Source organism: Pseudomonas sp. MIL19 (genome assembly GCF_028680365.1).
Taxonomy (GTDB): Bacteria; Pseudomonadota; Gammaproteobacteria; order Pseudomonadales; family Pseudomonadaceae; genus Aquipseudomonas; species Aquipseudomonas spirodelae.
The window spans coordinates 1-25,339 of the sequence record NZ_JAPPVG010000034.1; the positions used below are offsets into that span (position 1 = coordinate 1).

The 25,339-nt window shown below is 58.7% G+C and carries 24 protein-coding genes and 3 tRNA genes; 15 read left to right on the forward strand and 12 right to left on the reverse strand.

Annotation, left to right across the window (positions count from 1 at the left end; genetic code table 11):
- Positions 1–354: 354 nt before the first annotated feature.
- The 7 genes from N1078_RS16595 to thiO all read left to right on the forward strand — a co-directional run bounded on the left by N1078_RS16595 (position 355) and on the right by thiO (position 7,997).
- Positions 355–759 (forward strand): type IV pilin protein, encoded by a 405-nt coding sequence (locus N1078_RS16595; protein WP_274089237.1) that lies wholly within the window; start codon positions 355–357, stop codon positions 757–759.
- A 4-nt stretch (positions 760–763) separates the two neighbouring features.
- On the forward strand, positions 764–1,330 hold the full coding sequence (gene pilV, locus N1078_RS16600) for a type IV pilus modification protein PilV (protein ID WP_274089238.1): 567 nt from the start codon (positions 764–766) through the stop codon (positions 1,328–1,330).
- Entirely contained in the window at positions 1,327–2,472 is a 1,146-nt protein-coding gene (locus N1078_RS16605; RefSeq protein WP_274089239.1) for a PilW family protein, read from the forward strand. The genes pilV and N1078_RS16605 overlap by 4 nt, the downstream gene beginning before the upstream one ends.
- Positions 2,469–2,972: a PilX N-terminal domain-containing pilus assembly protein gene (locus tag N1078_RS16610; RefSeq protein WP_274089240.1), complete on the forward strand. Its 504-nt coding sequence runs from the start codon at positions 2,469–2,471 to the stop codon at positions 2,970–2,972. The genes N1078_RS16605 and N1078_RS16610 overlap by 4 nt, the downstream gene beginning before the upstream one ends.
- A gap of 22 nt (positions 2,973–2,994) precedes the next feature.
- Complete coding sequence (locus N1078_RS16615; RefSeq protein WP_274089241.1) at positions 2,995–6,036, forward strand: pilus assembly protein; 3,042 nt, start codon at positions 2,995–2,997, stop codon at positions 6,034–6,036.
- Positions 6,036–6,566, forward strand: coding sequence for a GspH/FimT family pseudopilin (locus tag N1078_RS16620; protein ID WP_274089266.1), 531 nt, complete (start codon positions 6,036–6,038; stop codon positions 6,564–6,566). The genes N1078_RS16615 and N1078_RS16620 overlap by 1 nt, the downstream gene beginning before the upstream one ends.
- A gap of 330 nt (positions 6,567–6,896) precedes the next feature.
- On the forward strand, positions 6,897–7,997 hold the full coding sequence (thiO, locus tag N1078_RS16625; RefSeq protein WP_274089242.1) for a glycine oxidase ThiO: 1,101 nt from the start codon (positions 6,897–6,899) through the stop codon (positions 7,995–7,997).
- A 55-nt stretch (positions 7,998–8,052) separates the two neighbouring features.
- Here the strand turns inward: thiO and N1078_RS16630 are convergent, their stop codons facing one another.
- The 4 genes from N1078_RS16630 to N1078_RS16645 form a co-directional block, all read right to left on the reverse strand.
- Positions 8,053–9,390 carry a sigma-54-dependent transcriptional regulator gene (locus tag N1078_RS16630; RefSeq protein ID WP_274089243.1) on the reverse strand — a complete coding sequence of 446 codons (1,338 nt, stop codon included), beginning with the start codon at positions 9,388–9,390 and terminating at the stop codon, positions 8,053–8,055.
- Positions 9,391–9,392: 2 nt separating this feature from the next.
- The gene (locus tag N1078_RS16635) at positions 9,393–10,982 is read right to left on the reverse strand and encodes a sensor histidine kinase (protein WP_274089244.1); all 1,590 of its coding nucleotides are present in this window, start codon (positions 10,980–10,982) and stop codon (positions 9,393–9,395) included.
- On the reverse strand, positions 10,972–11,217 hold the full coding sequence (locus N1078_RS16640) for a PP0621 family protein (RefSeq protein ID WP_274089245.1): 246 nt from the start codon (positions 11,215–11,217) through the stop codon (positions 10,972–10,974). Before N1078_RS16640 ends, N1078_RS16635 begins: the two co-directional genes overlap by 11 nt.
- A gap of 325 nt (positions 11,218–11,542) precedes the next feature.
- A complete protein-coding gene (locus N1078_RS16645) occupies positions 11,543–12,523 on the reverse strand; it encodes an outer membrane protein assembly factor BamD (RefSeq protein WP_274089246.1) in 981 nt (326 codons plus the stop codon).
- A 159-nt stretch (positions 12,524–12,682) separates the two neighbouring features.
- On the opposite strand from N1078_RS16645, the gene rluD reads away from it, so the two are divergent.
- From rluD to clpB, 3 genes are all read left to right on the forward strand, one after another.
- On the forward strand, positions 12,683–13,657 hold the full coding sequence (gene rluD / locus N1078_RS16650) for a 23S rRNA pseudouridine(1911/1915/1917) synthase RluD (RefSeq protein ID WP_274089247.1): 975 nt from the start codon (positions 12,683–12,685) through the stop codon (positions 13,655–13,657).
- A 4-nt stretch (positions 13,658–13,661) separates the two neighbouring features.
- Positions 13,662–14,387: a peptidoglycan editing factor PgeF gene (gene pgeF, locus N1078_RS16655; RefSeq protein ID WP_274089248.1), complete on the forward strand. Its 726-nt coding sequence runs from the start codon at positions 13,662–13,664 to the stop codon at positions 14,385–14,387.
- A gap of 174 nt (positions 14,388–14,561) precedes the next feature.
- Positions 14,562–17,126 (forward strand): ATP-dependent chaperone ClpB, encoded by a 2,565-nt coding sequence (clpB, locus tag N1078_RS16660; RefSeq protein WP_274089249.1) that lies wholly within the window; start codon positions 14,562–14,564, stop codon positions 17,124–17,126.
- An 83-nt stretch (positions 17,127–17,209) separates the two neighbouring features.
- On the opposite strand, the gene N1078_RS16665 is transcribed toward clpB, so the two are convergent.
- Together N1078_RS16665 and N1078_RS16670 are read right to left on the reverse strand one after the other, a co-directional pair.
- The gene (locus N1078_RS16665; protein WP_274089250.1) at positions 17,210–17,545 is read right to left on the reverse strand and encodes a PilZ domain-containing protein; all 336 of its coding nucleotides are present in this window, start codon (positions 17,543–17,545) and stop codon (positions 17,210–17,212) included.
- A gap of 9 nt (positions 17,546–17,554) precedes the next feature.
- The gene (locus N1078_RS16670) at positions 17,555–19,903 is read right to left on the reverse strand and encodes a DUF1631 domain-containing protein (RefSeq protein WP_274089251.1); all 2,349 of its coding nucleotides are present in this window, start codon (positions 19,901–19,903) and stop codon (positions 17,555–17,557) included.
- A 212-nt stretch (positions 19,904–20,115) separates the two neighbouring features.
- Between N1078_RS16670 and N1078_RS16675 the strand changes: the two genes are divergently transcribed.
- From N1078_RS16675 to N1078_RS16685, 3 genes are all read left to right on the forward strand, one after another.
- Positions 20,116–20,191 (forward strand) — tRNA-Asn (locus tag N1078_RS16675).
- A gap of 9 nt (positions 20,192–20,200) precedes the next feature.
- Positions 20,201–20,277: transfer RNA gene (locus tag N1078_RS16680), tRNA-Pro, on the forward strand.
- A gap of 5 nt (positions 20,278–20,282) precedes the next feature.
- Positions 20,283–20,358, forward strand: a tRNA-Lys gene (locus tag N1078_RS16685).
- Between the two features lie 119 nt (positions 20,359–20,477).
- On the opposite strand, the gene N1078_RS16690 is transcribed toward N1078_RS16685, so the two are convergent.
- From N1078_RS16690 to N1078_RS16705, 4 genes are all read right to left on the reverse strand, one after another.
- Positions 20,478–21,779, reverse strand: coding sequence for an NAD(P)/FAD-dependent oxidoreductase (locus N1078_RS16690; protein ID WP_274089252.1), 1,302 nt, complete (start codon positions 21,777–21,779; stop codon positions 20,478–20,480).
- A 63-nt stretch (positions 21,780–21,842) separates the two neighbouring features.
- Positions 21,843–22,016 (reverse strand): DUF3094 family protein, encoded by a 174-nt coding sequence (locus tag N1078_RS16695; RefSeq protein WP_274089253.1) that lies wholly within the window; start codon positions 22,014–22,016, stop codon positions 21,843–21,845.
- 82 nt (positions 22,017–22,098) lie between these two features.
- Positions 22,099–22,593: an MOSC domain-containing protein gene (locus tag N1078_RS16700; protein ID WP_274089254.1), complete on the reverse strand. Its 495-nt coding sequence runs from the start codon at positions 22,591–22,593 to the stop codon at positions 22,099–22,101.
- A complete protein-coding gene (locus tag N1078_RS16705; protein WP_274089255.1) occupies positions 22,590–23,219 on the reverse strand; it encodes a DUF1780 domain-containing protein in 630 nt (209 codons plus the stop codon). The genes N1078_RS16700 and N1078_RS16705 overlap by 4 nt, the downstream gene beginning before the upstream one ends.
- 141 nt (positions 23,220–23,360) lie before the next feature.
- Between N1078_RS16705 and N1078_RS16710 the strand changes: the two genes are divergently transcribed.
- The gene (locus N1078_RS16710) at positions 23,361–24,050 is read left to right on the forward strand and encodes an energy-coupling factor ABC transporter permease (RefSeq protein ID WP_274089256.1); all 690 of its coding nucleotides are present in this window, start codon (positions 23,361–23,363) and stop codon (positions 24,048–24,050) included.
- Between the two features lie 104 nt (positions 24,051–24,154).
- Positions 24,155–24,370, forward strand: coding sequence for a hypothetical protein (locus tag N1078_RS16715; RefSeq protein WP_274089257.1), 216 nt, complete (start codon positions 24,155–24,157; stop codon positions 24,368–24,370).
- 55 nt (positions 24,371–24,425) lie between these two features.
- Here N1078_RS16715 and yacG read toward each other — a convergent pair whose 3' ends face one another.
- Together yacG and coaE are read right to left on the reverse strand one after the other, a co-directional pair.
- On the reverse strand, positions 24,426–24,626 hold the full coding sequence (gene yacG, locus N1078_RS16720; protein ID WP_274089258.1) for a DNA gyrase inhibitor YacG: 201 nt from the start codon (positions 24,624–24,626) through the stop codon (positions 24,426–24,428).
- On the reverse strand, positions 24,623–25,237 hold the full coding sequence (gene coaE, locus N1078_RS16725) for a dephospho-CoA kinase (protein ID WP_274089259.1): 615 nt from the start codon (positions 25,235–25,237) through the stop codon (positions 24,623–24,625). The genes yacG and coaE overlap by 4 nt, the downstream gene beginning before the upstream one ends.
- Positions 25,238–25,339 lie beyond the last annotated feature (102 nt).

A 25,339-nucleotide genomic window follows, 5' to 3' on the forward strand; every position in this document is an offset into this window, starting at 1 on the left:
CAGCGAGATTGGCCAACTACTGCCGCATCAATGGGCACCCGCCTGAATTACGCAAGGTGAGTTCGGCAGACGCTTACCGTGATCCCAGCTTCTTGCTGGGTGGAAAATGGTCTTACCCTAGCCACCACTCATCGCCGAAGGGCGGTAGCTTTTGTGGGGCTGATCTATACGCTAGCCAGCGACGACTGATTTGCAAGTCTGTATTTCAGTCTTGCTAGGCTTCAGTGCGTGCCGTTGGATACAGTAAGAGTGCCATTTGTCTAGCTGTTCAAGGTATATCGCGTAAACAGCTGGCACTATTCAAAGTAGGTAGGGCTTTAGCTGTAAAGTCTGATCCAGTCAGGAGGTTATCAAGTGGTGCGAACAAGACAGGGTGGTTTTACGCTGATTGAATTGATGATCACTGTGGCGATCATCGGGATACTTGCCGCTATTGCTTATCCGAGCTATCAGCAATACATCATCCGAGGCAACCGGGCCGCCGCTCAAGCGGCGATGATGGATATCGCCAATAGGCAGCAGCAGTTTTTGCTGGCTAACCGTGCTTATGCAAGTAAAACCGTCTTGGAATCCAGTGGCTATACATTGCCTGCTGAGTTGAGCGGTAAGTACAGCTACGCGATAACTGTCCCTGCGCTAACGAGTTCGGCACCGATGCCATCCTTCACAATCACTTTTACCGCCACGGGTAGTCAGGCTACTGACGGCGACCTGACGCTCAATAGCGTTGGGGTTAAAGCCCCCGCGGGTAAGTGGTGAATCTATGGTGACTTCTGTTTTGAATCATCGACAGCACGGCTTTTCATTGATTGAGGTGATGGTGACCGTATTTATCCTTGCTGTCGGTCTACTGGGTATAGCGGGTTTGCAATCACGCTTACAAGTCTCGGAAATGGAGTCGTATCAGCGCGCGCAGGCTCTGCTTCTGGTGAACGATATGGCTAATCGCCTGGCTAGTAATCGCAATGATGTATTGAGCTATAAAACAGCCTCGTCGCTAGGGGCTGGCATGACCTGCCCGACCGATGTGTCCTCTCGCCAGAAGATTGATGCGCGTGAGTGGTGCTTGGCCTTGCAGGGCGCAGGCGAGTCGCTGGGGAACAGTAGTGTTGGAGCCTTGGTAGGCGGGCGCGGCTGTGTCGCGGAGTCGCCTTTAGGTAGCGGCCAGTTTTTTATTACTGTGGCTTGGCAGGGGCTCACTCCACTTTCTGCACCACCTGCCAGCGTTACCTGTGGCGTCAATAGCTACAACGGTGCTACAGGCTCTGCGTGCGTCAATGACCTGTGTCGTAGGGTTGTCACTACTGTTGTAAGGATAGCGACGCTATGAAGCAGCTAAGGCAAAGCTCTGGAGTGCGTGCCACGCTCTTTGCTCAGAAAGGCCTGAGTTTGGTCGAGCTGATGGTTTCGATAGTCATTAGCTTGTTGATCATGGTCGCCATCCTGCAACTCTATCTAGACATTACCCGTACTAATGATGAGATGGCCAAAACCAATGCTCAGATTGAGAGCGGGCGTTTTACTATTCAGCTGCTGCAGGATGAGATTGCACATGCCGGTTATTGGGGGGGCTATGTTCCACAGTTCGATGATCTGACCACCTCTGATAACCCAGCAGGCGTTCCTCCACTTGTCCAAGGTACGCCACGTTTCGCGCCGGATCCTTGCGACATTACAGCCAGTGGCTGGAGTGATGATGAGAAGGATGCCCTTTTGGGTATTCCTATACAGGTTTTTGATGCAGTGCTGACAGGATGCAGCATGCCGGACAAGTTGGCGGGTACTGACGTACTTGTTGTGCGGCATGCGGCCACGGCTGTTGGCTGTACTTCTCCTAGTGTGTGTGTGCAGGTAGCTTTCTGTGCTGCTGAGATGCCTGGCTATTGGTTGGGAGAGGGAACTGCAGTCACAGCACTGCAGAACATGGATTGTGCGACGCCAAGTCCGACTAGACGCTTGGTCTCCAATATCTATTGGATCAAGGATATTGGTGGTATTCCTACTTTGGTGCGGCAGGAGTTCGGAGCCGCGGATGCTCAGCCCCTGATCGAGGGTATAGAGGGGTTCAAGGTTGAGTTGGGCATAGACGATGTCAGCAAGACCGGCGGTGCAGTCGACTATTCCGCCCCTGTGGATTTTGCGGGCGGCACTGAAGATAGATCAGACCCTATCAACAGAGGCGATGGTGTGTCGGATAGTTTTGTGCGCTGCCCTACTGGTGGCTGCAGTTTTGAGCAGTTGCGAAACGTGGTGTCGGTCAAACTCTATATTTTGGCGCGTAATTTGACCGCAACTCCAGGCTATGAGGACCCGAAAGAGTACTGCTTGGAGTCACCCGAGCTGGATGCTGATGATGATTGCACGGCTGAGGCGTTGTTTCAGCCAGATGCGACTGAGAAGAAGTTTAAACGTCATTTATTTAGCACCAATATTCGGTTGATGAATGTCTCCGGTCGGAGGGAAACACCATGATCCAGCTATCGACTTGCCGTGGGCAGCAAGGGGTCGCACTGATCGTCGGGTTGATCATGCTGTTACTGCTGACTTTAGTGGTGGGTAGTGCCTTTACTCTAAGCGGTACAAACCTCAAAGCAGTTGGCAATATGCAATTGCGCAACGAGGCTATTGCGGCTGCCAATGCGGCCATTGAGCAGAAGGTCAGTTCGGATCTTACTGCTGCACCCACGGCTGAACCTATCGAAGTTGCTATTAATGGTGTTGTTTATACGGTCGATGTTGAACCTACGTGTGTTAGCTCAAGGCTTGCCAGCTATGCCTCTGCTTCGGGGCTCAGTGGTGAGGAGACCAAGGACTATCGCGGCAGGGGCGCCCCTATGACCAATTCGGGCTACAACGTGATTCTGGATTTAAAGGCGGATGTGGTTGATGAAGCCAGTGGCGCAGCAGTGACGGTTCGCTCCGGTGTGCGTGTGTTGCTTAACGAGTCTCAGCGAAAAGCGGTCTGCTCCTAGTCACCGCATATAGGTACTCACGATGAAAAAAGTTCTATCCAAGGTTTTCCTTGCGTCGCTATTGTTGACTGGACTGCAGGTCAGGGCTGAAGACATCGACCTGTTCGTCGGCACGCCGCCCGATGGCGCTCAGTTGTTGGCACCGAATGTGTTGATCGTGCTGGACAACACCGCCAACTGGAACCAGGCATTCAGCAACGAGATGGCCGCGCTGTCGTCGGTGGTGGGGGCTTTGCCGCCGGACAAGTTCAATCTCGGCCTGATGATGTTCACCGAGACAGGGAAGGGCAATTCAAATACCGATGGAGCTTATGTGCGGGCGGCAATCCGGCCGTTGACCGTTGACTACAAAACCAAATTTCAGGCATTGGTAGGCAGCCTGGATAGCAATGAGGACAAATCCAACGGCGGCAAGATATCCAAGTCGATGTGGGAGGCCTACAAGTATTATTCTGGCGACGCTCCCCATGCAGGCAATGGCAAGAACAAGACCGACTACGCTGGCAACGCTACCGGTACGACGGCATCCAATGCCATCTACGCTTTGACCGGTAATGCCCTGGCGAGCAAGAGTGGCACTCCCTATAACGCACCCCAAGCCTTGGGCTGCGTGAAGAACTACATCATCTATATCAGCAATGGCGCGGCGCAAGACAACAATAGCGACATCACCGCAGCCACCAACGCGCTGATCGCAGAAGGTGGCAGCGCTACGACCATCCCGATATCCCCCAGCGGCTCACAGGGCAACGTGGCGGACGAATGGGCGCGCTTCATGAAGAAGAGCGAGTTGGGGGTCACCACCTATACGGTCGACATCAACAAGGTCACCACCGGGCAGGGGCCGGGCTGGACCGCGCTGCTCAAGAGCGTGGCTAACGTCAGTAACGGCCGCTATTTCGACGTGGCCAGCTCCGGGAATCAAATTGCCGACGCCCTGGCCGCGATCTTCTCCGAGATCCAGTCGGTTGACAGTGCGTTCGCCTCGGTGAGCCTGCCGGCTAGTGTGAATACCGAGGGTCGCTACCTAAATCAGATATTTGTCGGTCTTTTCCGTCCTGATAGTAATTCCTTCCCACGCTGGGTCGGTAACCTCAAGCAATTCAAGGTGGAACGTATTGATGGCGAACTGGCCACTGCCGATGCCAATAGTCAGAGCGCGATCAACAACAACACCGGCTACTTTAACGAGTGCGCGAGGAGCTTCTGGACGCCGACAACCACTGACTCCTACTGGGCCTTCCGCCCACAGGGCGAATGTTTGACGGTTATGGGGGCTGCCGAATCGAACAGTCCGGACGGCAATGTAGTGGAGAAGGGTGGGCATGCCTACATGCTGCGTAGCAGTATTGGTCGTAACATGAAAACTTGCGCTACAAGCGCCTGCACCAGTTTGGCCGACTTCACCAGCTCCGTCGCCACGCAGACTCTGCTGGGGGCGGCGACTACTACCGAACGTGACGCCATCATCAATTGGGCACTTGGGCAGGACAACCAGGACGAGAACACCAATTCCAATACGACGGAAAAGCGCCCTTCCGTCCACGGGGATGTGATCCACTCGCGTCCGGTTGCGATCAACTACGGTACCGACGTAGCACCGCAGGTAGTGGTCTTCTATGGCGGTAACGATGGACAGCTCCGTGCCATCAACGGTAATCGCAGCGCGACCGCCCACGGTGCGTCAGCCGGCAGCGAACTCTGGTCCTTCATGCCGCCGGAGTTCTACCCTCATATCAAACGCCTGCGCGACAACACCACCACCATCAGTTTCCCGGGGCAGACGGCGAGCAATCCGACTCCCGAACCCAAAAACTATGGCATGGACGGTTCGGTCACGGCTTATCGGGAAGGCTCCAATACTTGGCTTTACGCCGGCATGCGGAGGGGCGGGCGTGCGCTCTATTCTTTCAATGTCAGCAACCCTGCTGCGCCTAGCTTGAAGTGGAAGAAGGGCTGTCCGGATATCGGCAACGATACTGGCTGCTCCTCCGGCATGAGCGGCATTGGCCAGACCTGGTCGACTCCGGTGCTGTTCAAGTCTGCTGGTTATGCCGACAGCAGCACAGATGCCGATACCGGCGACACCCTGATAACCTACAAGCCGATGCTGGTCATGGGCGGTGGCTACGATAGCTGTGAGGATGCGGACCCGTCTACTTGCAGTTCGCCCAAGGGGGCCAAGGTTTATGTGATGGACGCCGACAGCGGCAACCTGCTAAAGAGCTTCGATACGGAGCGGGGAGTCGTGGCTGATGTCACGCTGGTACGCGATGCTAATGGGCTGGTTACCTACGGCTACACCGCGGATCTGGGCGGTAATGTCTACCGCATCAGTATGGGTAATGCTGAGCCCGCCGCCTGGACGATTACCAAGATCGCCTCTCTGGGCTGTGACTCGGCTACGTCAGGATGTAACGCGAACCGCAAGTTCATGTTTGCCCCCAGTGTGGTCAATGAAGGGGCTTCCATGCGAGTGATGTTGGGGTCCGGTGATAGGGAGAAGCCGATCACTGCCTATAGCACTTCCAACGGCGTGGACAATTATTTCTTTATGCTGGTCGATCAGCCGGGTAATCCGGAATGGCTCGACTCGGAGCAGAGCGCTTGCTCGGCGAATTTGATCTGTCTGGATTCGCTGCTTGGGATAGGTGCCGATACGCCTGAGGCAGATGAGATTGGCGGTAATCCCAAGGGCTGGTACCTGCAGTTGCAGTCCACTGAGCAAGTGGTGACTTCCGCCGTGACTGGGCTCGGGACCGTTATTTTCAGCACTCACACGCCTGCCGTTGCGGTTGCCGGGCAGTGTTCCAGCTTGGGGGGCGCCAAAGCTTACCGAGTCAGCTACAAAGACGCCTCGGCCACTGGCGAACGCTATGTTGAGGTGATTGGGGGCGGGCTTCCACCTTCGCCGGTGATCGTGCAGATAATCCTGGATGATGGTAGCGAGGCCACCATCTGCATCAGTTGTGGGGAGAATCGTTACGACGTCGACGACCCGTTCGAGACGACCTCGCTACCTTTGCAGCCCAAATCCAGGGTTTACTGGAATATCGAGCAATGATGGTTAGTGCGCCGGCATATCCGCCCAGATGCCTTGTTTCAAGGCGGCTGGCGCGAGGCTTTACGCTGGTAGAGTTGATGATTGTGCTGGCAGTCTTGGCGGTGCTACTTGGCATCGCCGCGCCTTCCATGAGTCAGTTCACCTTCAGCGGCAAGCTGCGCTCCTATTCCAATGAAGTTGTCGCCAGTGCGGTGCTGGCGCGCTCCGAGGCGATCAAGCGCAATCAGGTGGTAACCCTTTGCGTGTCCAGTAATGGCACCAGCTGCGCCGCCGGTAGCTGGGAGAGCGGCTGGATTGTACGGAGCAGCGGCGGGGAGGTGGTGCACCGGCAAAAAACCATCACTGATGGATTCAAGATAATTGGTTCAGTCAGTAGTATTGCCTTCCAGCCTTCCGGTGTCGGTTCCACGGTCGCCACGCTCAAGGTCTGTCGCGCCACTCCTAGTCTCGGCAATCAGGAAAGCGAGATAGCCATCAGTGCCACCGGGCGCACCGCCGTCAAACGGCAGTCTTCCTCTAGTTGCTTGTGATAGGCAGTCACGAACTGTCTTCGTAGGCCAAAGGCGCCTCTGGTGTGGCGGGAGGTTTTATTCTCTCTTTGATCTGCCTAGTGGCGACAAGTTCTAGGCATGTGTCGCCTGACTTATTGCGTTGTTGAAGTGCTGGAATTTGTACTGTGTAGGCCAGGCTTCGGGCCCATCTTCCGCTGAATGTAGCGCATATCGAATACGGTAGGATTGTTTATGGCTTGGTCTAATGACCCATCTGTGCCTGTGACCAAGTGTTGACGGCAAGTAGCCCCTCTTACAAGCTGTGTCGAGCGCTCCAGCGCTTCCGGTAACACTGAATCAAGGGGATGTATGCAGGTATTGATTGTCGGCGGTGGCGCTATCGGTTTGCTTTCAGCCTATGCGCTGGCTCAGGCAGGGGTGCAGGTTTGTTTGCTGGATCAAGGTCAGTTGGGTGGAGAGTCCTCCTGGGCTGGCGGCGGTATAGTTTCGCCGTTGTATCCCTGGCGTTACAGCCCTGCTGTCACTGCGCTGGCGCATTGGTCGCAGGATTTTTATCCGCGCTTGGCTGAGCAGTTGCTGGGGCAAACGCAGATTGATGCTGAGGTGTATGTCACCGGGTTGTACTGGTTGGACCTTGACGATGACGCCGAGGCACTGGCTTGGGCGCAGCGGGAAGGGCGTGAGCTGCGCTCGGTCGATATGGAGGCCGTGCAACGTGCGGTGCCTGCGTTGGCCGTGGGCTTTGAGCGCGCGGTGCAGATGGCGGATGTGGCCAATGTACGTAATCCACAGCTGGTCAAGGCGTTACGGGCGGCGCTGCAGCAGATGCCGAATGTCACCGTGCATGAGCAGTGTGCGGTCAGCGGTTTTATCCGCGACGGTGGGCGTATCACGGGAGTGCAGGCTGCGCAGGGTGATATGCAGGCCGATCAGGTCGTGCTCGCGGCCGGTGCGTGGAGCGGAGAGTTGATGAAGACGCTTGGCATCGAGTTGCCGGTGGTGCCGGTCAAGGGGCAGATGATTTTGTACAAGTGCGCTGAGGACTTTTTGCCCGCTATGGTGCTGGCCAAAGGGCGTTATGCGATTCCGCGGCGTGATGGCCATATTCTGATTGGCAGCACGCTGGAGCATGCCGGGTTCGACAAAACCACGACCGAAGAGGCGTTGGCCAGTCTGATGGCCTCGGCGGTTGAGTTGTTACCGGCTTTGGCTGATGCCGAGGTGGTGGGGCATTGGGCGGGGTTGCGGCCGGGTTCGCCTGAAGGCATTCCGTATATCGGGCCGGTGCCTGGGTATGAGGGCTTATGGCTGAATTGCGGGCATTACCGCAATGGTTTGGTGCTGGCGCCGGCGTCCTGCCAATTACTCGCGGACTTGATGCTGCGGCGTGAGCCGATTGTTGATCCGGCCCCTTATGCGCCGGCGGGGCGGTTGGCTTCGGTTGGTTGAGCGTTTCACTGGGAGGGGCTCGTGGCTAAAGCCCCTCCCACAGCTTATGTGCGGTTCAGTCGATGCCAAGCTTCTTTAGGCGGTAGCGCATTGAGCGGAAGCTAAGCCCCAGGCGCTGCGCAGCGGCGGTGCGGTTCCAGCGGGTTTCTTCCAGGGCCTGCATGATTAATTTGCGCTCGATAATTTCGAGGTGGTCTTCCAGGTTATCGATCTGCGCGAGATTGCTTTCGCCGTTTTCACTGCTGGGGCTGCAGTCGGCCAGGCGCAGATCGCTGGCGGTGATGCGATCGTCTTCACACAGCGTATAGGCGCGTTCAAGCATGTTCTCTAGCTCGCGCACGTTGCCGGGGAAGCGGTAACTCTTGAGCTTTTCCAGTGCGTCCTCATCCAGCTTGGCGGCGCTGATGCCGGAGCCTTCGGCTAGGCGCTTGAGCATGCTGTCGGCCAGTAGGGCGATGTCTTCGCGGCGTTCACGCAGGGCAGGTACGCGCAGCTCGATAACGTTGAGGCGGTAATAAAGGTCCTGGCGGAAGCGCTCGGTGGCGACTTCGCCGGCCAGATCCTTGTGGGTGGCGCAAAGGATGCGCACGTCGACGACCAACTCTTGCTGGCCGCCCACTGCGCGTACGGCTTTTTCCTGAATGGCACGCAGCAGTTTGACTTGCATTGGCAGTGGCAGGTCTGCCACTTCGTCGAGGAACAAGGTGCCGCCATTAGCGGCTTGGAATAAGCCCTGTTTGTCTTCGATGGCGCCGGTGAAGCTGCCTTTCTTGTGACCGAAAAACTCGCTCTCCATCAGTTCGGTGGGGATCGCGCCGCAGTTGACCGGTACGAAGGGGTGCTCGCTGCGCGAGCCTTGCTCGTGGATCAGGTGAGCCACCAGCTCTTTACCGCTGCCGGATTCGCCGCTTATGTACACCGGCGCTTGGCTGCGGGCCAGTTTAAGAATCTGTTTGCGTAAGGTCTGCATCGGTGGCGAGTCGCCAAGCAGGCGGCTGTCGACGGGCAGCTCTTCGCCGTCGGCGCCGCGTAGGCGCAAGGCCGCGGCGACCAGCTCGCGCAGGCGACCAAGGTCGACCGGCTTGGTGAGAAAATCGAAGGCGCCGGCCTTAAGTGCATTGATCGCGGTGTCCAGGCTGCCGTAGGCGGTGATCATCGCCACGGGCACTTGCGGGTGGCGCTGCAAAATGTGCTGCACCAGCTCCAGGCCTGTTCCGTCAGGCAGACGCATGTCGGTCAGGCAGAGGTCGAAGGGCTCTTTGGCCAGCCATTCGCGCGCCTCTTTTACGTTGCGTGCGCTGCGGGTGTCGAGCTTCATTCGCCCCAGTGTGATTTCCAGAAGTTCGCGAATATCGGGTTCGTCATCGACGATCAAGGCTCTCTGGCGGGTCATGGTCAGCTCAGTTTGCGCGGGTGGGCGAAGGTGATGCGTAGGCAGCTGCCGCCACTTTCGCGGGGTTTGTAATCGAGGCGGGCCTGGTTGCTTTCGCATAGCTCGCGGGAAATATACAGGCCCAGGCCGGTGCCTTTGTTTTCCGTGGTGTAGAAGGGCTCGAACAGGTGATGCAGTTGTTCTTCGGCTACACCTGGGCCGTCGTCCAGTATCTCGAGTACAGGGAGTTCGCTGCTCGGGTCGCGGAATAGGTTCAGCCAGACTTGCCCTTGCTTGTGCTTCTTCGCGCTGTAGCGCATTCCGTTCTCCACCAGGTTGCTTAATACCTGGGTGAGTTGGTGCGGGTCCATGCGGGTCTGGATGCTGCCGCTGCTAGTTTCCAAGTGTAGCGTCTGCTGAGGTGTGGCACTGCTGCGGAACTCACTGGCAAAACGGTGCAGCCAGTATTTTAGGTCGAGTAATTGCGGTTCGGCCTGGCGCCGCCGCGAGAGTTGCAGGACGTTCTCGATCACCAGGTTCATGCGTCGCGAATGATCCTGAATGATCTGCGCCAGGCGCAGGTCGTGCCCTTGCAGCTCATCCGATTCTTGTAACAGTTGTGCCGCATGGCTGATCGCGCCGAGAGGATTGCGAATCTCGTGGGCGATGCCTGCGGTCAGGCGGCCCAGCGAGGCAAGCTTGAGTTGCTGCGCTTGCTGGGCGATCTGTGAGATGTCGTCGAGAAAGATCAGCGTGTGTTTATGCTTGTCGCGTTGCAGGGCGATAAAGCTCGGCTGCAGTACGCGGCCGTCAGCCGCTGCTTGCAGGCTGGCAGGTCGCAGGCTTGGGTTGTGCGACCACTGCTGCATGCGTTTGATCAGCTCCGGGCAGTGTGGGTCGAGGATCTTGCCGGTCAGGTCATTTTTCCCCAGCAGGTGGTTGGCGCCCTGATTGGCCAGCAATACGCGATGCACGTCATCCAGCACCAGAATGCCGGTGCGCATGCGTTGCAGGATCAGCGCGTTGAGTGCTTCCAGGTTGGCCACGTCGGCAGCGCGCTGCTCGGCCAGGTTTTCGCTGACTTGCAGGCGGCGTGTCAGGCCTTGCACGAACAGTGCGGCCGCGAAGCACAGCGCGCCAAACGCGCCAACTTGCACGTACTGGGCGGAAGCGGCTGGCCGGCTAAGGCTGAGGTAGAACGTCAGGTAGATCATGCCAATTGCCGCTACGGCTGCAATCAGCAGGCCGATGCGCCCGCGCAAGAGAATATTGGCGATGGCCACGGCGACAATTAATAGGTTGCCGATGCCGCTGGGCGTGCCGCCAGCGGCATAGAACAGCCCTGAGAGCAAAATCACATCGACCAAGGCTAGGCTGAATACCTGAGCCAGGCGTTTGGGGCGGCGCACGGTGGCGATGATCAGGACGTTGAGCGCCAGGTACAGCCAGCTGCCATTGCGGAACAGTGCCGGGTGCGCCATGTCCAGCAGTTGTGAGTCAAGGTCGCTGGAGACCAGCGTCGCTAAGGTGATGCCGATAATGAGACGGTACAGGTGGTAGAGCCGCAGGATGCGCCAGCTTTGCTCCCCGCTTAGGGGGAAGTCAGTGCTCACGGGATTTGGCGTCTTGTTCTAGGTGATCCTGGCTGCAGAACCACTGTTCGCCCTTTGCCAGTGCGTTATCGCGGGGTACATGAATGCCGCACTGCTGGCAGCGCACCATCGGCGCTGGCTTTTGTGCCGTGTCAGGGCGTTTCGGGCGCGCGCTGGTTGGCCGGGTAAGGCGCCGCCACAGCCAGAAGGCGGCAGCAATGATGGCAATCCAGAACAGCAAGCGGAACAGGCCCATGGCGCTCTCTTCTTATTGATAGGCGCGCAGTTTAGCTAACCCGTTCGCATGCGCCCAGCGTTCAAACAGTGACCCAGGCGTTGTTATGGGTATTGGCAGTTAGCTGCTTGCCCGCTCTGTGGCGAGTAGGCTCGCCAGCTCGGTTAATGCCAGTCATGTGTCGCCTATACGTTACACGCAGATTGCGGTGCGCATGTCGGCGCTGATCAGGTCTGCACGCCGGTTGAGCGCTGATGGCTCTGGTCAACTCTCCGTATTATTAAGTCCGTTCGCGCAGGCATGAAAAAGGGAGGCCGAAGCCTCCCTTTTGCGGTGTTGCGCTTGCTCAGTCGAACAGGCCAAGGGTCAGGTAGCTGAACCAGGAGCGGCTCGGTGCTTCGGCTTCTTGCGCTTTGAGTTCATCCGGGATCAGCTCTTCGGCATCTTCGTACTGACGGATGACGTCCTGGCTGGCGCGGGTTTCGCCTGGCGGCAGCGGCGTATCGGTTTCGATCAGGCCCAGGGTGGCCTTGGCAATCCAGGAGCGCGTATCGGCTTCTTCTTCGCGCGGTACGAATTGGCCGTCGACCAGGCTTGGGTGATCTGGGTAGTTGAGCTTGAGGGTTTCCAGGCTGGTGGCGGCCAGGTCGTCCAGGGTCAGGCGCTGGTAGGCTTCGGTCATCACCGCCAGGCCGTCGCCGACTGCCGGGGTTTCCTGGAAGTTTTCCACCACGTAGCGGCCGCGGTTGGCGGCAGCCACGTAGGCGTTGCGGGTCAAGTAGTAGTGCGCCACGTGGATTTCGTAAGCGGCCAGCAGGTTGCGCAGGTAGATCATGCGCTGCTTGGCGTCTGGGGCGTAGCGGCTCGTCGGGAAGCGGCTGGTGAGCTGGGCGAACTCGTTGTAAGAGTCGCGCGCGGCGCCAGGGTCGCGCTTGGTCATGTCCAGCGGCACGAAGCGGGCGATTAGGCCGCGGTCCTGGTCGAACGAGGCCAGGCCTTTGAGGTAATAGGCGTAATCAACGTTGGCATGCTGCGGGTGCAGGCGAATAAAACGATCGGCGGCGGACTTTGCCGCTTCCGGCTCAACGTTCTTGTAGTAGGCGTAAATCAGCTCTAGCTGCGCCTGCTCGGCGTAGCGGCCAAACGGATAGCGCGACTCCAGCGCCTTGAGCTTGGCCACCGCAGCGGTGTAGCTACTATTGTCCAGGTCGGCTTGTGCCTGCTGGTAGAGTTCGGCCTCGCTCAGGTTTTCGTCAACTACCTGTTTTGATGAGCAGGCGGCGGTGAGGGCGAGGATTGCGATCAGCAGCAGGTGTTTCACTTGCATGGCGGCTTGCGTCCCTGTGACGGCGGCTGTCTTGAGCAAAGCCGTCCTGTTATGATGAGCGCCCCCGGTACCCCTGGGGCAAAGACGCCGTATTTAACCACAAGCGTGTAGCCGAAACCAAAGGCTAGACCTTTTCAGACTTTCCCGCCGTTGCCGAGCATGCCCTCTATTAATAAGCAGATTATTGAACTGAACGCCGAGGTGCCCTATGACATGGGCGGTCAACGCCTCGATCAAGTCGCCGCACTCCTGTTCGCCGAGCACTCGCGTTCGCGTCTGTCTGCCTGGATCAAAGAGGGTCTGCTGACCGTCGATGGTGCGGTCTTGCGCCCGCGCGACATCGTCCATGGCGGTTCGCTGCTGGCGCTCAAGGCCGAGCAGGAAGCCCAGGGTGAGTGGATTGCCCAGGACATCCCGCTGAACATCGTCTATGAAGATGATCAAATCCTGGTCATCGACAAGCCTGCCGGCCTGGTGGTGCACCCGGCTGCCGGGCACGCCGATGGCACCTTGCTGAATGCCTTGCTGCACCACGTGCCGGACATCATCAATGTGCCGCGTGCGGGCATCGTGCACCGCCTGGACAAGGACACCACCGGTTTGATGGTAGTGGCCAAGACCATTGAGGCGCAGACCCGTCTGGTCGATCAGCTGCAGAAACGTTCGGTCAGCCGTATCTACGAGTGCATCGTGATTGGCGTGATTACCGCTGGCGGCAAGATCAGCGCGCCGATCGGCCGTAGTTCGTCGCAGCGTCAGCGTATGGCGGTTAGCGATGGTGGTAAGCCGGCGGTGAGCCATTACCGTGTGCTAGAGCGCTATCGCTCGCATACCCATGCGCGGGTCAAGCTGGAAACCGGGCGCACGCACCAGATCCGTGTGCACATGAGCCATATCGGTTATCCGCTGGTCGGTGATCCGGTTTACGGCGGACGTTTCCGCATTCCGCCTGCCGCAAACCCAAGCATGGTGCAGACCCTCAAGGAGTTCCCGCGCCAGGCGTTGCATGCGCGCTTCCTTGAACTGGACCATCCGATTACTGGCGAGCGAATGAAGTGGCAGTCGCCGTTGCCGGATGACTTTGTTTGGTTGCTGACGCTGTTGCGCCAGGACCGTGAGGCATTTATTGGGTGACAAGATGCACGACTGGCTGATGCCGCAGTGGCCCGCACCGGCCAAAGTCAAAACTTCTGTCACCACCCGCAGTGGGGGTGTCAGCGTTGCGCCGTATGACACCCTTAACCTGGGCGAGCATGTTGGCGATGACCCGCGTGCGGTTGCTAAAAACCGTCAGCGCTTAGTCAGTCTGTTGGGCTGTAAGCCTGCTTGGTTGCAGCAGGTGCACGGTGTTGCAGTTGTAGAGGCCAATCCAGCGGTAGTGCTTGAAGCTGACGCTAGCTGGACCGAAACCCCGGGTGTTGCTTGCACGGTGATGACCGCCGACTGTTTGCCGGTTCTCTTCTGTGATCGCGCGGGCACTCGCGTGGCGGCCGCCCATGCGGGCTGGCGTGGACTGGCCGGCGGCGTGCTGGAGGCTACTCTGGATGAGCTGGCCGTGCCGGCGGACCAGGTCTTGGTCTGGTTGGGCCCAGCGATTGGGCCGCAAGCCTTTGAGGTGGGGGCGGAAGTGCGCGAGGCCTTTGTCGGCCAGCAGGCGCAAGCGGCTGCTGCATTTCAGCCGAGCGTTAACTCGGGCAAGTTTATGGCCGATATTTACCAGCTGGCGCGCATCCGTCTGGCGGCCTGTGGTGTCGAGGCTATGTATGGCGGCGACTTTTGTACCGTTACCGACCCGCGTTTCTTCTCTTACCGCCGTTCGGCGCAAACCGGGCGCTTTGCCAGCCTGATCTGGCTAGGTAACTGAGGGTGCGAATCGTCGCGGGCCGGCAGTGGCTCGCGGTACCGTTTTACTGACCCCCATCAACGTCGCGTGACTTGAAACGCGCACAATCGACCTCATCTACTCTTCATCCGCAGGTTTTTTTGTCTGGGCGCGATTCAGTGCGCCGGCCTGCCACCACTAAGAGGGTTGATTGATATGCGTATTGATCGTTTAACTAGCAAGCTGCAACTCGCGCTATCCGATGCGCAATCCATGGCCGTTGGCCTCGATCATGCGGCCATTGAACCGCTGCATTTGATGCAGGCGCTGCTCGAACAACAGGGCGGCTCGATCAAGCCCCTGTTGATGCAGGTCGGCTTTGATGTGAATAGCCTGCGCCTGGCCTTGGCCAAGGAGCTGGATCAGCTGGGCAAAATCCAGAATCCGTCCGGTGACGTAAACCTGTCGCAGGATTTGGCGCGCCTGCTCAATCAGGCTGATCGCTTGTCGCAGCAGAAGGGGGATCAGTTTATCTCCAGCGAGCTGGTGCTGTTGGCCGCGATGGATGACAGCACCAAGCTGGGCAAGCTGCTGCTCGGCCAGGGCGTCAGCCGTAAAGCGCTGGAGAATGCCGTGGCGAACCTGCGCGGCGGCGATGCGGTGAATGACCCGAATGTCGAAGAAAATCGCCAGGCGCTGGATAAATTCACCGTTGACCTAACCAAGCGCGCCGAAGACGGCAAGCTGGACCCGGTGATCGGCCGTGATGATGAAATCCGCCGCACCATCCAGGTGCTGCAGCGTCGCACCAAGAACAATCCGGTGCTGATCGGTGAGCCGGGCGTGGGTAAAACCGCCATTGTTGAGGGACTGGCCCAGCGCATTGTTAATGGCGAAGTGCCGGATAGCCTGAAGGACAAGCGCGTGCTGTCGCTGGACATGGGCGCGCTGATCGCGGGTGCCAAGTTCCGTGGCGAGTTCGAAGAACGCCTGAAGTCGGTGCTCAATGAACTGGGCAAGCAGGAAGGCCGCATCATTCTGTTTATCGACGAGCTGCACACCATGGTCGGCGCCGGTAAAGGCGAAGGCTCGATGGACGCCGGCAATATGCTCAAGCCGGCTCTGGCTCGCGGTGAGCTGCATTGTGTGGGGGCGACTACCCTGGACGAATACCGTCAGTACATCGAAAAGGATGCCGCGTTAGAGCGCCGCTTCCAGAAAGTGCTGGTGGATGAGCCGAGCGAAGAAGACACCATTGCCATCCTGCGTGGCCTTAAAGAGCGCTACGAGGTGCACCACAAGGTGGCCATTACCGACGGCGCGATTATCGCGGCGGCCAAGCTGAGCCATCGCTATATCACCGACCGCCAGTTGCCGGATAAAGCCATCGACTTGATTGACGAGGCGGCTAGCCGTATCCGCATGGAGATCGACTCCAAGCCAGAGGTGCTGGATCGTCTGGAGCGTCGCTTGATTCAGCTCAAAGTTGAGCGTCAGGCGTTAAAGAAAGAAGACGATGAGGCGGCGTTGAAGCGCCTGGAAAAACTCAAGGAAGATATCGCCCGTCTGGAGCGTGAATATGCTGACCTGGAGGAAATCTGGAAGTCGGAAAAGGCCGAGGTGCAAGGCTCTGCGCAGATCCAGCAGAAAATTGAGCAGGCCCGGCAGGAACTCGAAACGGCGCGGCGCAAGAGTGATCTGGAGCAAATGGCCAAGCTGCAGTACAGCGTTATTCCGGATCTGGAGCGCAGCCTACAAATGGTCGACCAGCACGGCAAAAAAGATAATCAGTTGCTGCGCAGCAAGGTCACCGAGGAAGAGATTGCCGAAGTGGTATCGAAGTGGACCGGTATTCCGGTCAGCAAGATGCTCGAAGGTGAGCGTGACAAGCTGCTGAAAATGGAAGGTCTGCTGCATCAGCGCGTGATTGGTCAGGATGAGGCTGTGGTGGCGGTTGCCAATGCGGTGCGGCGCTCCCGTGCGGGGTTGTCTGACCCTAATCGGCCGAGCGGCTCGTTCCTGTTCCTCGGCCCGACCGGGGTCGGTAAGACGGAGTTGTGCAAGGCGCTGGCGGAGTTCCTGTTTGACACCGAAGACGCGCTGGTGCGTATCGATATGTCCGAGTTTATGGAGAAACACTCCGTGGCGCGGTTGATCGGCGCGCCGCCAGGCTACGTCGGTTATGAAGAGGGCGGTTATTTGACCGAGGCCGTGCGCCGTAAGCCTTATTCAGTGATTTTGTTGGATGAGGTGGAGAAGGCTCACCCGGATGTCTTCAACGTGCTTTTGCAGGTGCTGGAAGACGGTCGTCTGACGGACAGTCACGGTCGCACTGTGGACTTCAAAAACACCGTGATCGTGATGACCTCCAACCTGGGGTCCGCACAGATTCAGGAGTTGGTTGGTGATCGTGAAGCGCAGCGCGCAGCGGTGATGGATGCGGTCGGTGTGCATTTCCGTCCGGAATTCATCAACCGGATTGATGAGGTGGTGATCTTCGAGCCGCTGGCCCGTGATCAAATTGCGGGTATCGCGCAAATCCAGCTGGGGCGTTTACGTGAGCGCCTGGCTGAGCGTGAGCTGAACCTTGACCTCTCGGCTGAGGCGATGGACAAGCTGATTGCCATTGGTTACGACCCGGTGTATGGCGCGCGTCCGCTCAAGCGTGCGGTGCAGCGCTGGATCGAAAACCCCTTGGCGCAGTTGATCTTGGCCGGCAAGTTTGCGCCGGGCAGCAGCGTCACCGGTCGGGTAGAGGGCGATGAGATCGTCTTCGACTGATCCTAGTTAGCCGCTTTAACAACGGCGCCAGATAAAAATACCCCGGTTCAGCATGCGCTGACCGGGGTATTTTTTTGCCTGGATTACAGGTGCTTGAGCAGGATTTCCAGAGCAGCTGCCTGGTCCTCAGCCAGGTCAATGATATGAAACCCGGCCCAGCAGTGTTGGCCGTCAGCACCGGGGCGACTCCACAGGCAGTCAGCCCCCAGGGTTATTTCACCCACGCCCTCAATCAGCTGTTCGCTGACCAGGCGGCACTCCACCAGTTCATCTGCAGTCAGCGGTGTGTCGCTAAATAACATAAAGCCATCAGCAGACAGGTCGACTATGCGGCCCAGGCGTTGGCCAGAGTGCAGGTCAAAGACCTCCAACTGCACGTCGGCGCTATGCCGGTTATGCAGGCGACGTTCGTCATTCATGCGAGTTCCTTATTCTTGGGGCTCAGCCGTGCGCCCGGTAAAACGCTGCAGCACGCGGTAAATAGCGGTAAGAGCGCGGTCCACCAGTGGGGCGCCTCGTTCGGGGGTGACGATGCGTGCGAGTCCTTGTTCCATTTCAGTGGCCAGTTGAGTGAGTGGCTTGATTGCCACGCGTTGGCCGCTCTGGTCGACAAACATGTAGTTGCGCGTTGTTGGGCTGAACCAAGACAGTTTGAGCAGGCGCACCTGCTCGCCCGTGACAAATTCGAACCAGGTGCCGAACTCGATATGGCCAAGCTCTTTGGCCAGTGCCTGAGCGCGCGTCGAGAGGGTTGGCTCGCGTGGTGCCAGGGTCGCCAGGGCTGCATCTTCGCCGAGCATGGCGGCCAGGGGGCTGTCTGGCAGGCTGGGTTGGAGCTTGGCGGCCACCTGCGGTTGTTTGGCTTGTACGGCATGCTGGCAGGCCACCAAATCCTGCAGCAGGCGGCGAATGCCCGCTTCGTGGTAGCCGCCGAGCAGCTCCAGGCCTTTGCGTAAGTCTTCGAGCAGCGGCACGCGCAGCTTCTGTAGGCGCTCGCCTCCGGCTTCATCGAGCAAGGTGCCGCTCCATGCCAATTGCTCGGCCGCCTCGCAGGCGCGCAGCCATTCGGGGCTGCGCTCGCCATTGCGCAGCAGCACGAATACCAACACATCCGCCCACGTCAGTTCGAGGAAGTTACGAATAATGCTGGGTGGCTGACGATTGTTCAGGCTATTGGCAATGACCTCGACGGCGTGCTGACGAGCACCGAGCAGTTTGTCGCGACCTTTGGCGGCTTCTACTGCGCGGCGTTCGCGCAGTTCGACCTTGTGCCTGAGGGTGCCGACGAACTCATTGAATTCCTCTAGGAGGCCGTCAAACAGCTGCAAGTCGCCCGAGAAATCATGAATGACCCGCTCGACCACCCACTGCATCTTGGCCAGTAGGCCGCGCTCATCGCCCTCACCGCCATACAGCACGCCGGCCTGGGCCATGCTGTTGAGCAGGCGGCGGGCAGGGTGGTGATGCTGGGTGAACAGTGCCTTGTCTTGCAGTGCCACCTTTAGATAGGGCGTGTGCAGGTGCGAGAGGGTGGTTTTGCAGGTGTCCGGTAGGTTATCGTCGTCCAGAATAAAGTCGAACAGCATGCCGACCAGGTCGATTACATCCGCTTCTTGGTCGGAAACCTTCTGTTGGCCGGGAAGCGCGCTGTGGGCCTCCAGCTGTTGCTGCAAATCGGCTTTCAGACCTTCTACTGGCTGTGGGTGATGCAGGCGCTGTGACAGGTCGCTGGCCGAATGCTGCTGCATGCGATTGAGTGCATCCAGCAGCGCGGACGCGCTGTAGGTGCTGGTCGCTTCGCGGGGAGTAAAGCTGGCAATGCTGCGGGTGCCGCCGAGTAGGGGGGCATCAATGTCGCGCTGGCGATGTTCGCTCAGCAGGGTGGCCAGGTTACCCAGTAATTCCACCGGGTCGCTGGGGGGCGGTCCGCTGAGGTCGGTGTTGCCGGCGCGGGGCTGTTGCCCGGCACCGCTACCAGCGCGGGTGTTTCTGCCACTGCTGGCGTTGCTCTCGGCCGGTTGTTCGGCTGCTGCAGTGGGCGCTGTCTTCTGGCGAGCGGGCTGACTGTTGCGTTGTGCGCTGTACTTGAGGTTCGGCAGCACGCCCGCTTCGATCAGGCGTTGATTCAGTGCGCTATAGAGGCTGTCCAGGCTTTGCATGACATGGGTGTCAAACAGCGTATAGAGGATGACCTTTATACGCAGCGGGAACGGGCAGGGGGCCAGGGCGTCACGGAACGCCTGGGCAATCATTTGTGGGCCGAAAGGGTTGCTGTCCTCACCCAGCTTCTGGCCGTTATTCAGCAAGGCCAGGCGCTGCTCCAGGGCAAATAGCGGCTGTGCACAGCGGGCCTTGACCCGGCTGACCATATTGGTGACTTGCAGGCTTTCTTCATATTCCTCGTTTTGCACCAGGGCCATGTGTTCGACATCCAGTTTGCTAGCACTGGATAGCGGCTTGAGCTTGCCGTCGAGGAAGTCGGCGAGGTTCTGTGCGATCTGCTTATGGTAGCTGCGTTCTATTTGTGGGCGCTGCTTACGGATCTCGCGCATGTTGTCGAAGAACAATGTTTGCACCTGATTGTTCTCGGCTTTTTCGGCGCATTCAAAGAGTGTGTCGTCGACCTGGGCGAAGACGCCTGTCAGGTGCTCGGCCAGGCGATTCATCACCAGCTTGCGGCAGCTTTGTACCAGCTCCCCGAAGCGCGGCTGGATGCCACGATTAGCAAGGGTCTGTATAGATGAGGGTGGGGTCGGCGGTGTGCCCTGGTTACTCATGGACTTTCCTGACTGAGGCCTTGCGGCAGATGCGTCCTGCAATGAACACAGACATAGGGAAGATATAGCAGCCCATCACGCAGCTGCAAATCATTGTACTAAAAGCAATTTTAGGGGTTGACAGCTTCGCGATAAACCGTAAAATGGCGCGCCTCAGACAAGCGAAACGAATTAACAAGCGGTTCGAATTTCTGAGAAAGGAAGCAAGTAGTTCCGCGATAGCTCAGTCGGTAGAGCAAATGACTGTTAATCATTGGGTCCCAGGTTCGAGTCCTGGTCGCGGAGCCAATCTTTCATCGGGGTATAGCGCAGTCCGGTAGCGCGCCTGCTTTGGGAGCAGGATGTCGGGAGTTCGAATCCCCCTACCCCGACCATTTTTGGGTCGTTAGCTCAGTTGGTAGAGCAGTTGGCTTTTAACCAATTGGTCGTAGGTTCGAATCCCACACGACCCACCATTTCAAGCATGCTTGAATGATAAAAAACCCGCCTAGTGCGGGTTTTTTATTGCCTGCGATTTGATCTTTTCGTTCTTGGTTGTGCTGGCGGGCAAGGCTTGGCCTTGCCCGCGCTGGTATCAGTGAAGTTTCAGGCGCGGTTCGGTGCTGCGGCCGATGCGGTCGCCAAGCATCATCAACAGTGTGCGTGTCATGCCGTACAGCGCAATCTGGTGCATGCGGTAGAGCGATACGTAGAACATTCTCGCCAGCCAACCTTCGAGCATGACGCTACCGGTCAGGTTGCCCATCAGGTTGCCGACCGCTGAAAAGGTCGATAGCGAGATCAGTGAGCCGTAATCGCGGTAGCGGTATTCCGCCAGCGGCTTGCCCTCGATGCGCAGTTTTAGCGATTTTGCCAGCAGTGAGGCTTGTTGGTGCGCGGCCTGTGCGCGCGGCGGTACGTTGCGTCCTTCACTGCCAGGTTGCGGGCAGGCGGCGCAATCACCGAAGGCGAAGATGTTGTCGTCCAAGGTGGTTTGCAGGGTCGGCCTTACGTGCAGTTGGTTGATGCGATTGCTTTCCAGGCCATCCAGTTCCTTGAGAAAGTCGGGGGCGCGAATCCCGGCGGCCCATACTTTCAAGGTGGCCGGGATGATTTGGCCTTGCGCGGTATGCAGCGCCTCGCGGGTTACCTGGCTGACGGCGGCCCTGGTGAGTACGGTGACGCCGAGCTTCTCGAGGGTTTTGTGCACCGGCTGGCTGATGCGTTCAGGCAGGGCGGGCAATACGCGCGGGCCGGCTTCGATCAGGGTGATGCGCATGTTTTCCGGGCTGATTCGATCCAGGCCATAGGCCGCCAACTCGCGCGCCGCATGGTGCAGTTCGGCCGCCAGTTCGACCCCCGTGGCGCCCGCCCCGACAATCGCGACATTAATCAGCTCGGTCGTTTCACTCTGGCTGGCGTGGGCGCGCATGTAGTGGTTGAGCAGCTGGTGGTGAAAGCGCTCAGCCTGCTCGCGGGTGTCGAGGAACAGGCAGTGCTCGGCAGCGCCGGCGGTACCGAAATCATTGGTCATACTGCCCACAGCGATGACCAGGCTGTCATAGCTCAGCTCGCGCGCAGGGACCAATACCTGGCCGTGCTCATCCAGGGTGGCCGATAGGCTGATACGTTTGTTCGCGCGATTGAGGTCGTGCATGCGCCCCAGCTGGAACTCGAAGTGGTTCCACTTGGCCTGGGCCACGTAGTTGAGTTCGTCGCCAGACGAGTTCAGCGAGCCAGCGGCTACTTCGTGCAGTAATGGCTTCCAGATATGTGTCAGGTTGGCGTCGACTAGGGTGATCTTGGCTTGGCCGCGTTTACCCAAGGTTCTACCTAGGCGGGTAGCAAGCTCCAGTCCGCCGGCGCCACCGCCGACAATTACGATTTGATGAGTCATTCGACACGCTCACAAGGCTTTTAAGAAAAGACGGTGAGTCGGTGTGGGCGAGCGCTAAGCAGCTCATAGCACCAGGCGACTCAGAAGACGGCTCAGCAGGCCCAGGCCAATCGTGATCATCACGATGATCAGCAGCAGCCGCCAAACCTTGAACGGCTGGCGTTCGACCTGATGCTGCGGAGCACTGAGGTATTGCTCGACACGTTTTTGATCATCAGGGTTCAGGCGACTGGTCATGTGTGCCTCGAGTAAAGGGGGCCGTTGGCAATTGAGTAGGGTCGATTGCGGGCTGGGGTGGTGGGCATTCTAGCTGCGCAGCTTATAGCGGCTCAACGCGCAGGGCATCATCCAGTCGAATAATCCCCCCTTGTAGCACGCGCGCAGTAATTCCGCCGTGGCCACGCATGGCCTGGAAGGTGCCGAGCCCTAAGCGCTCTTCTAGTTTTGCGCAGGGTTGGCACCAGCCGGTGGTTTCCAGTATCGCCTGGCCGAGACGAAAGCGCCGACCTTTGAGGCTAAACAGGTTGATCCCACTGATGGCCATATTGCGCCGTAGTTCGTGGGCGGTAATTGGGTTTTCGGCAGGGCGTCCCATTAGGGCGCTGATGACCGCCAAGTGTTCCCATTGGATCAGGGTCACTTGCCGGGCGTTACGCGGGCCTGGGCGGCTGTGGTCGCCAGTCAGGCCGGCTTCGCGCCTTGCTTCCACGGCGTCCAATTCGATCATCGTCGCCCGTGAGGCTGGGCGCACGCCAATCCAGCGCACGCAGCCCTGTTGCGGCACGGCCGCGAGTAACTCGTGTAAGGGGCTCATAGGCTGATGCCCACATCAAACAGCACGCTGCGGCCGAGGTTGTTGCGCAGAAAGCTCGGTGCATCCGGGTGCGCGAACAGCACGCGGGCAAAGGTCGGGCCCACCAGCGACAGTGAGCGCCAGCCCTGACGGAGAAATTCGGTCGGTGGTGGGAAGTGGCTGTTGAAGTCCGGTACGGCACGTTTAAGGTTGACGTAGGCGAGCAGATCCAACTCGCCCAGGTCGAGGCCGCGTTCTTGGTAGTTGTGGGCTTTTTTGCGCAGGGTGGGCGTCAGTCGCTGTTGTAGATTAGCCGCAGCAATACGCCTGGGTTTGGCTTCACGGCGCACCAGTTGACTAAGGGAGAACGCGCTGCGTCTGCGCTCCAGCTCGGCGCGCCATTCATCATTGAGGCGGCGGCCCTCGTCGAGGACGAAGAACACTTCAAAGCTGGCGTCGCGGAACAATACGTCTGGCGGCTCGTGGTCTGCGGCGCTGAACTCATCCAGGCGATGGCTGACATTCAAGGCTTGTAGCAGGCGCTGGCAGACCCAACGCTCGCGCTCCCACTTGCGTGCGTTGGAGAGGAAGGCATTGGCTTGTTCGGCCTGGTGCGTCAAGAGTCGCAGGTAGTCTGAGTCGTCCATGGCTTCAGCTTAGCGTGCGCGGCAGGTGTGTTGGTACCCTCTGTTGCGGTTGTTTCAGGCTTTTTGTCGTCGGTTGGGCGAATGTGCTGGCGGCGGTTGTAGACTGCCTAGGATCACTAAGCGTGTATGGGGGTTGTTTGGATGATTGCCGCGCACTTGTTGTCTTCCACCAGTCAGATGCTCGGCTGGATGATCTATCTACCGCTGCTGTGTTGGGCCGTTTGGCGTGCGCCCTGGGTCGAACTTTGCAGTGATTTGCGCCGCCAGCATCTATTAGGTGGCACAGCACTGGCGCTGTTCGTACTGTGGTTGATACGTCGGGATTTCGACTCGGGGTTGTCCTACCACTTTATTGGCATGACGGCGGTCACCTTATTGCTGGATTGGCCGCTGGCTATCTTGGTGGGGTTAGTTGCCCAGCTGGGGTTGCTGGCACTGGGCCGGCAGGATTTAGCGGCGCTGGGCGTCAACGGCGTGCTGCTGGTGGTGATTCCTGTGTGGGTGACCGAGGCCTGTGCACTGTGGGTCGAGAAAAAACAGCCGCGTAATCTATTCGTCTACATCCTGTTTAACGGCTTCTTTGCTGCAGCGCTGGCAGCCTTAGTGTTTATCGTTGCCGCCTTCGCCGTGCTTTGGCTGGATGGGCTGTTCCCGATGCCGCCCTGGCTGGAGGACTTTATCGGCTACCTCTGGCTGGTGATTTTCCCTGAGGCGTTTATCAACGGCATGCTGGTGACAGCGCTGGTGGTGTTCTACCCGGACTGGCTAGAAACCTTCAACCGCACGCGTTATCTCGCCGCGCCGTGGAAGGATGACGATCCGTCGCGCTGATGGTGAGGCCTTCAGCGGTTTGATGGCGCTTTGCGTGTTGATGTGGATCAAGCCGCGCGAGCTATTAGGGCTCATCGTGGTGGCATCAATCAGGAGGGCGTGAGATGGGTGTACATCAGTGGGCAAGGCAGGCAATCGAGCAGAGTCTGCAGGGTGTCGAGGCGCAGGGCCTCGATCAGGCCATGGCATTGCGGGCATTACTCAGCGCCGTTATCGAGCGTAGTCGGGCGGCGCGCAGTGCGGCAGATCTGGCCGCAGAGCTGCAGTTTCTCGCCGATAACCTCGATGACGAGCGTGATTACAGCTTTATGCGGCCCTGACGAGCAGCAGGCGATTGAAGTCTTGCCTGCTTCACCGACGGTTTCAAGGCACTGTTTAGTGCTCGCGCGGTGGCAGTTCGCCAGAAAATAGATCGTCTTCCAGAGGGTTGCCGGGGATCGCGTGCTCTTCCGAGGCCCAGGCACCGAGGTCAATCAGCTTACAGCGTTCCGAGCAGAAGGGCCGGCTCGGGCTTTGTGGGCCCCACTCGACGGGCGCGCTGCAGGTAGGGCAGGGGACTAAGGTGGGGGTGCTCATGCTTGGCCTCCGCGTAGGGTTAGGTAGAAGGCGTGGAGTCGTTCCACTTCGGCTTGCAGTCCGTGCAGGTCTTGGTCGTTAAGCAATACATCGTGTGCATGGCGCAGGCGTTCTTCGCGGCTGGCTTGGGCCTTAAGAATGGCCTGCACCTGTTCGTTGGAGCTTTGGTCGCGGGCCATGGTGCGCTCTATTTGCAGGTGCTCCGGCGCATCCACCACCAGTATGCGCTGGGTCAGCTGGTGCTGGCCGGACTCCACTAGCAACGGTGAAACCAGAATGGCGTAGGGCGATTCGGCGCGCGCCAGGTATTGGGCGATTTCTTGGCCGATCAATGGATGTAAGAGCGCTTCGAGCCAGCGACGCTCTGCCACATCAGCAAAGATCCGCTTGCGCAGGGCGGTGCGGTCAAGCTGGCCATCGGCGTGCAAAACCTGTGGGCCGAAGTGCTCGACTATCTGCGCCAGCGCCGGTTTGCCGGGTTCAACCACCCAGCGCGCCGCATGGTCGGCGTCGACCAAATGCACGCCCAGGTCGATAAAATGTTGGGCGACAGCACTCTTGCCGCTGCCGATGCCGCCAGTGAGGCCAAGAATCCAGGGTTTTGTGCTCAAGGTGCGCGCTCGTCTCGGTCATCCAAGGGCGCGATTGTAGGGCGGATTCAGGAGCGAAGCGAACAATCCGTCACGAACCTAGAACCCGACAATCCGAAGGTA

Excerpts from the sequence above, each read along its gene's own strand:
- pilV (WP_274089238.1), top strand. The coding sequence starts at position 764 with ATGGTGACTTCTGTTTTGAATCATCGACAGCACGGCTTTTCATTGATT.
- N1078_RS16605 (WP_274089239.1), top strand. The coding sequence starts at position 1,327 with ATGAAGCAGCTAAGGCAAAGCTCTGGAGTGCGTGCCACGCTCTTTGCT.
- N1078_RS16610 (WP_274089240.1), top strand. The coding sequence starts at position 2,469 with ATGATCCAGCTATCGACTTGCCGTGGGCAGCAAGGGGTCGCACTGATC.
- N1078_RS16615 (WP_274089241.1), top strand. The coding sequence starts at position 2,995 with ATGAAAAAAGTTCTATCCAAGGTTTTCCTTGCGTCGCTATTGTTGACT.
- N1078_RS16620 (WP_274089266.1), top strand. The coding sequence starts at position 6,036 with ATGGTTAGTGCGCCGGCATATCCGCCCAGATGCCTTGTTTCAAGGCGG.
- thiO (WP_274089242.1), top strand. The coding sequence starts at position 6,897 with ATGCAGGTATTGATTGTCGGCGGTGGCGCTATCGGTTTGCTTTCAGCC.
- N1078_RS16630 (WP_274089243.1), bottom strand. The coding sequence starts at position 9,390 with ATGACCCGCCAGAGAGCCTTGATCGTCGATGACGAACCCGATATTCGC.
- N1078_RS16640 (WP_274089245.1), bottom strand. The coding sequence starts at position 11,217 with ATGGGCCTGTTCCGCTTGCTGTTCTGGATTGCCATCATTGCTGCCGCC.
- N1078_RS16645 (WP_274089246.1), bottom strand. The coding sequence starts at position 12,523 with ATGCAAGTGAAACACCTGCTGCTGATCGCAATCCTCGCCCTCACCGCC.
- rluD (WP_274089247.1), top strand. The coding sequence starts at position 12,683 with ATGCCCTCTATTAATAAGCAGATTATTGAACTGAACGCCGAGGTGCCC.
- pgeF (WP_274089248.1), top strand. The coding sequence starts at position 13,662 with ATGCACGACTGGCTGATGCCGCAGTGGCCCGCACCGGCCAAAGTCAAA.
- clpB (WP_274089249.1), top strand. The coding sequence starts at position 14,562 with ATGCGTATTGATCGTTTAACTAGCAAGCTGCAACTCGCGCTATCCGAT.
- N1078_RS16665 (WP_274089250.1), bottom strand. The coding sequence starts at position 17,545 with ATGAATGACGAACGTCGCCTGCATAACCGGCATAGCGCCGACGTGCAG.
- N1078_RS16670 (WP_274089251.1), bottom strand. The coding sequence starts at position 19,903 with ATGAGTAACCAGGGCACACCGCCGACCCCACCCTCATCTATACAGACC.
- N1078_RS16690 (WP_274089252.1), bottom strand. The coding sequence starts at position 21,779 with ATGACTCATCAAATCGTAATTGTCGGCGGTGGCGCCGGCGGACTGGAG.
- N1078_RS16695 (WP_274089253.1), bottom strand. The coding sequence starts at position 22,016 with ATGACCAGTCGCCTGAACCCTGATGATCAAAAACGTGTCGAGCAATAC.
- N1078_RS16700 (WP_274089254.1), bottom strand. The coding sequence starts at position 22,593 with ATGAGCCCCTTACACGAGTTACTCGCGGCCGTGCCGCAACAGGGCTGC.
- N1078_RS16705 (WP_274089255.1), bottom strand. The coding sequence starts at position 23,219 with ATGGACGACTCAGACTACCTGCGACTCTTGACGCACCAGGCCGAACAA.
- N1078_RS16710 (WP_274089256.1), top strand. The coding sequence starts at position 23,361 with ATGATTGCCGCGCACTTGTTGTCTTCCACCAGTCAGATGCTCGGCTGG.
- N1078_RS16715 (WP_274089257.1), top strand. The coding sequence starts at position 24,155 with ATGGGTGTACATCAGTGGGCAAGGCAGGCAATCGAGCAGAGTCTGCAG.
- yacG (WP_274089258.1), bottom strand. The coding sequence starts at position 24,626 with ATGAGCACCCCCACCTTAGTCCCCTGCCCTACCTGCAGCGCGCCCGTC.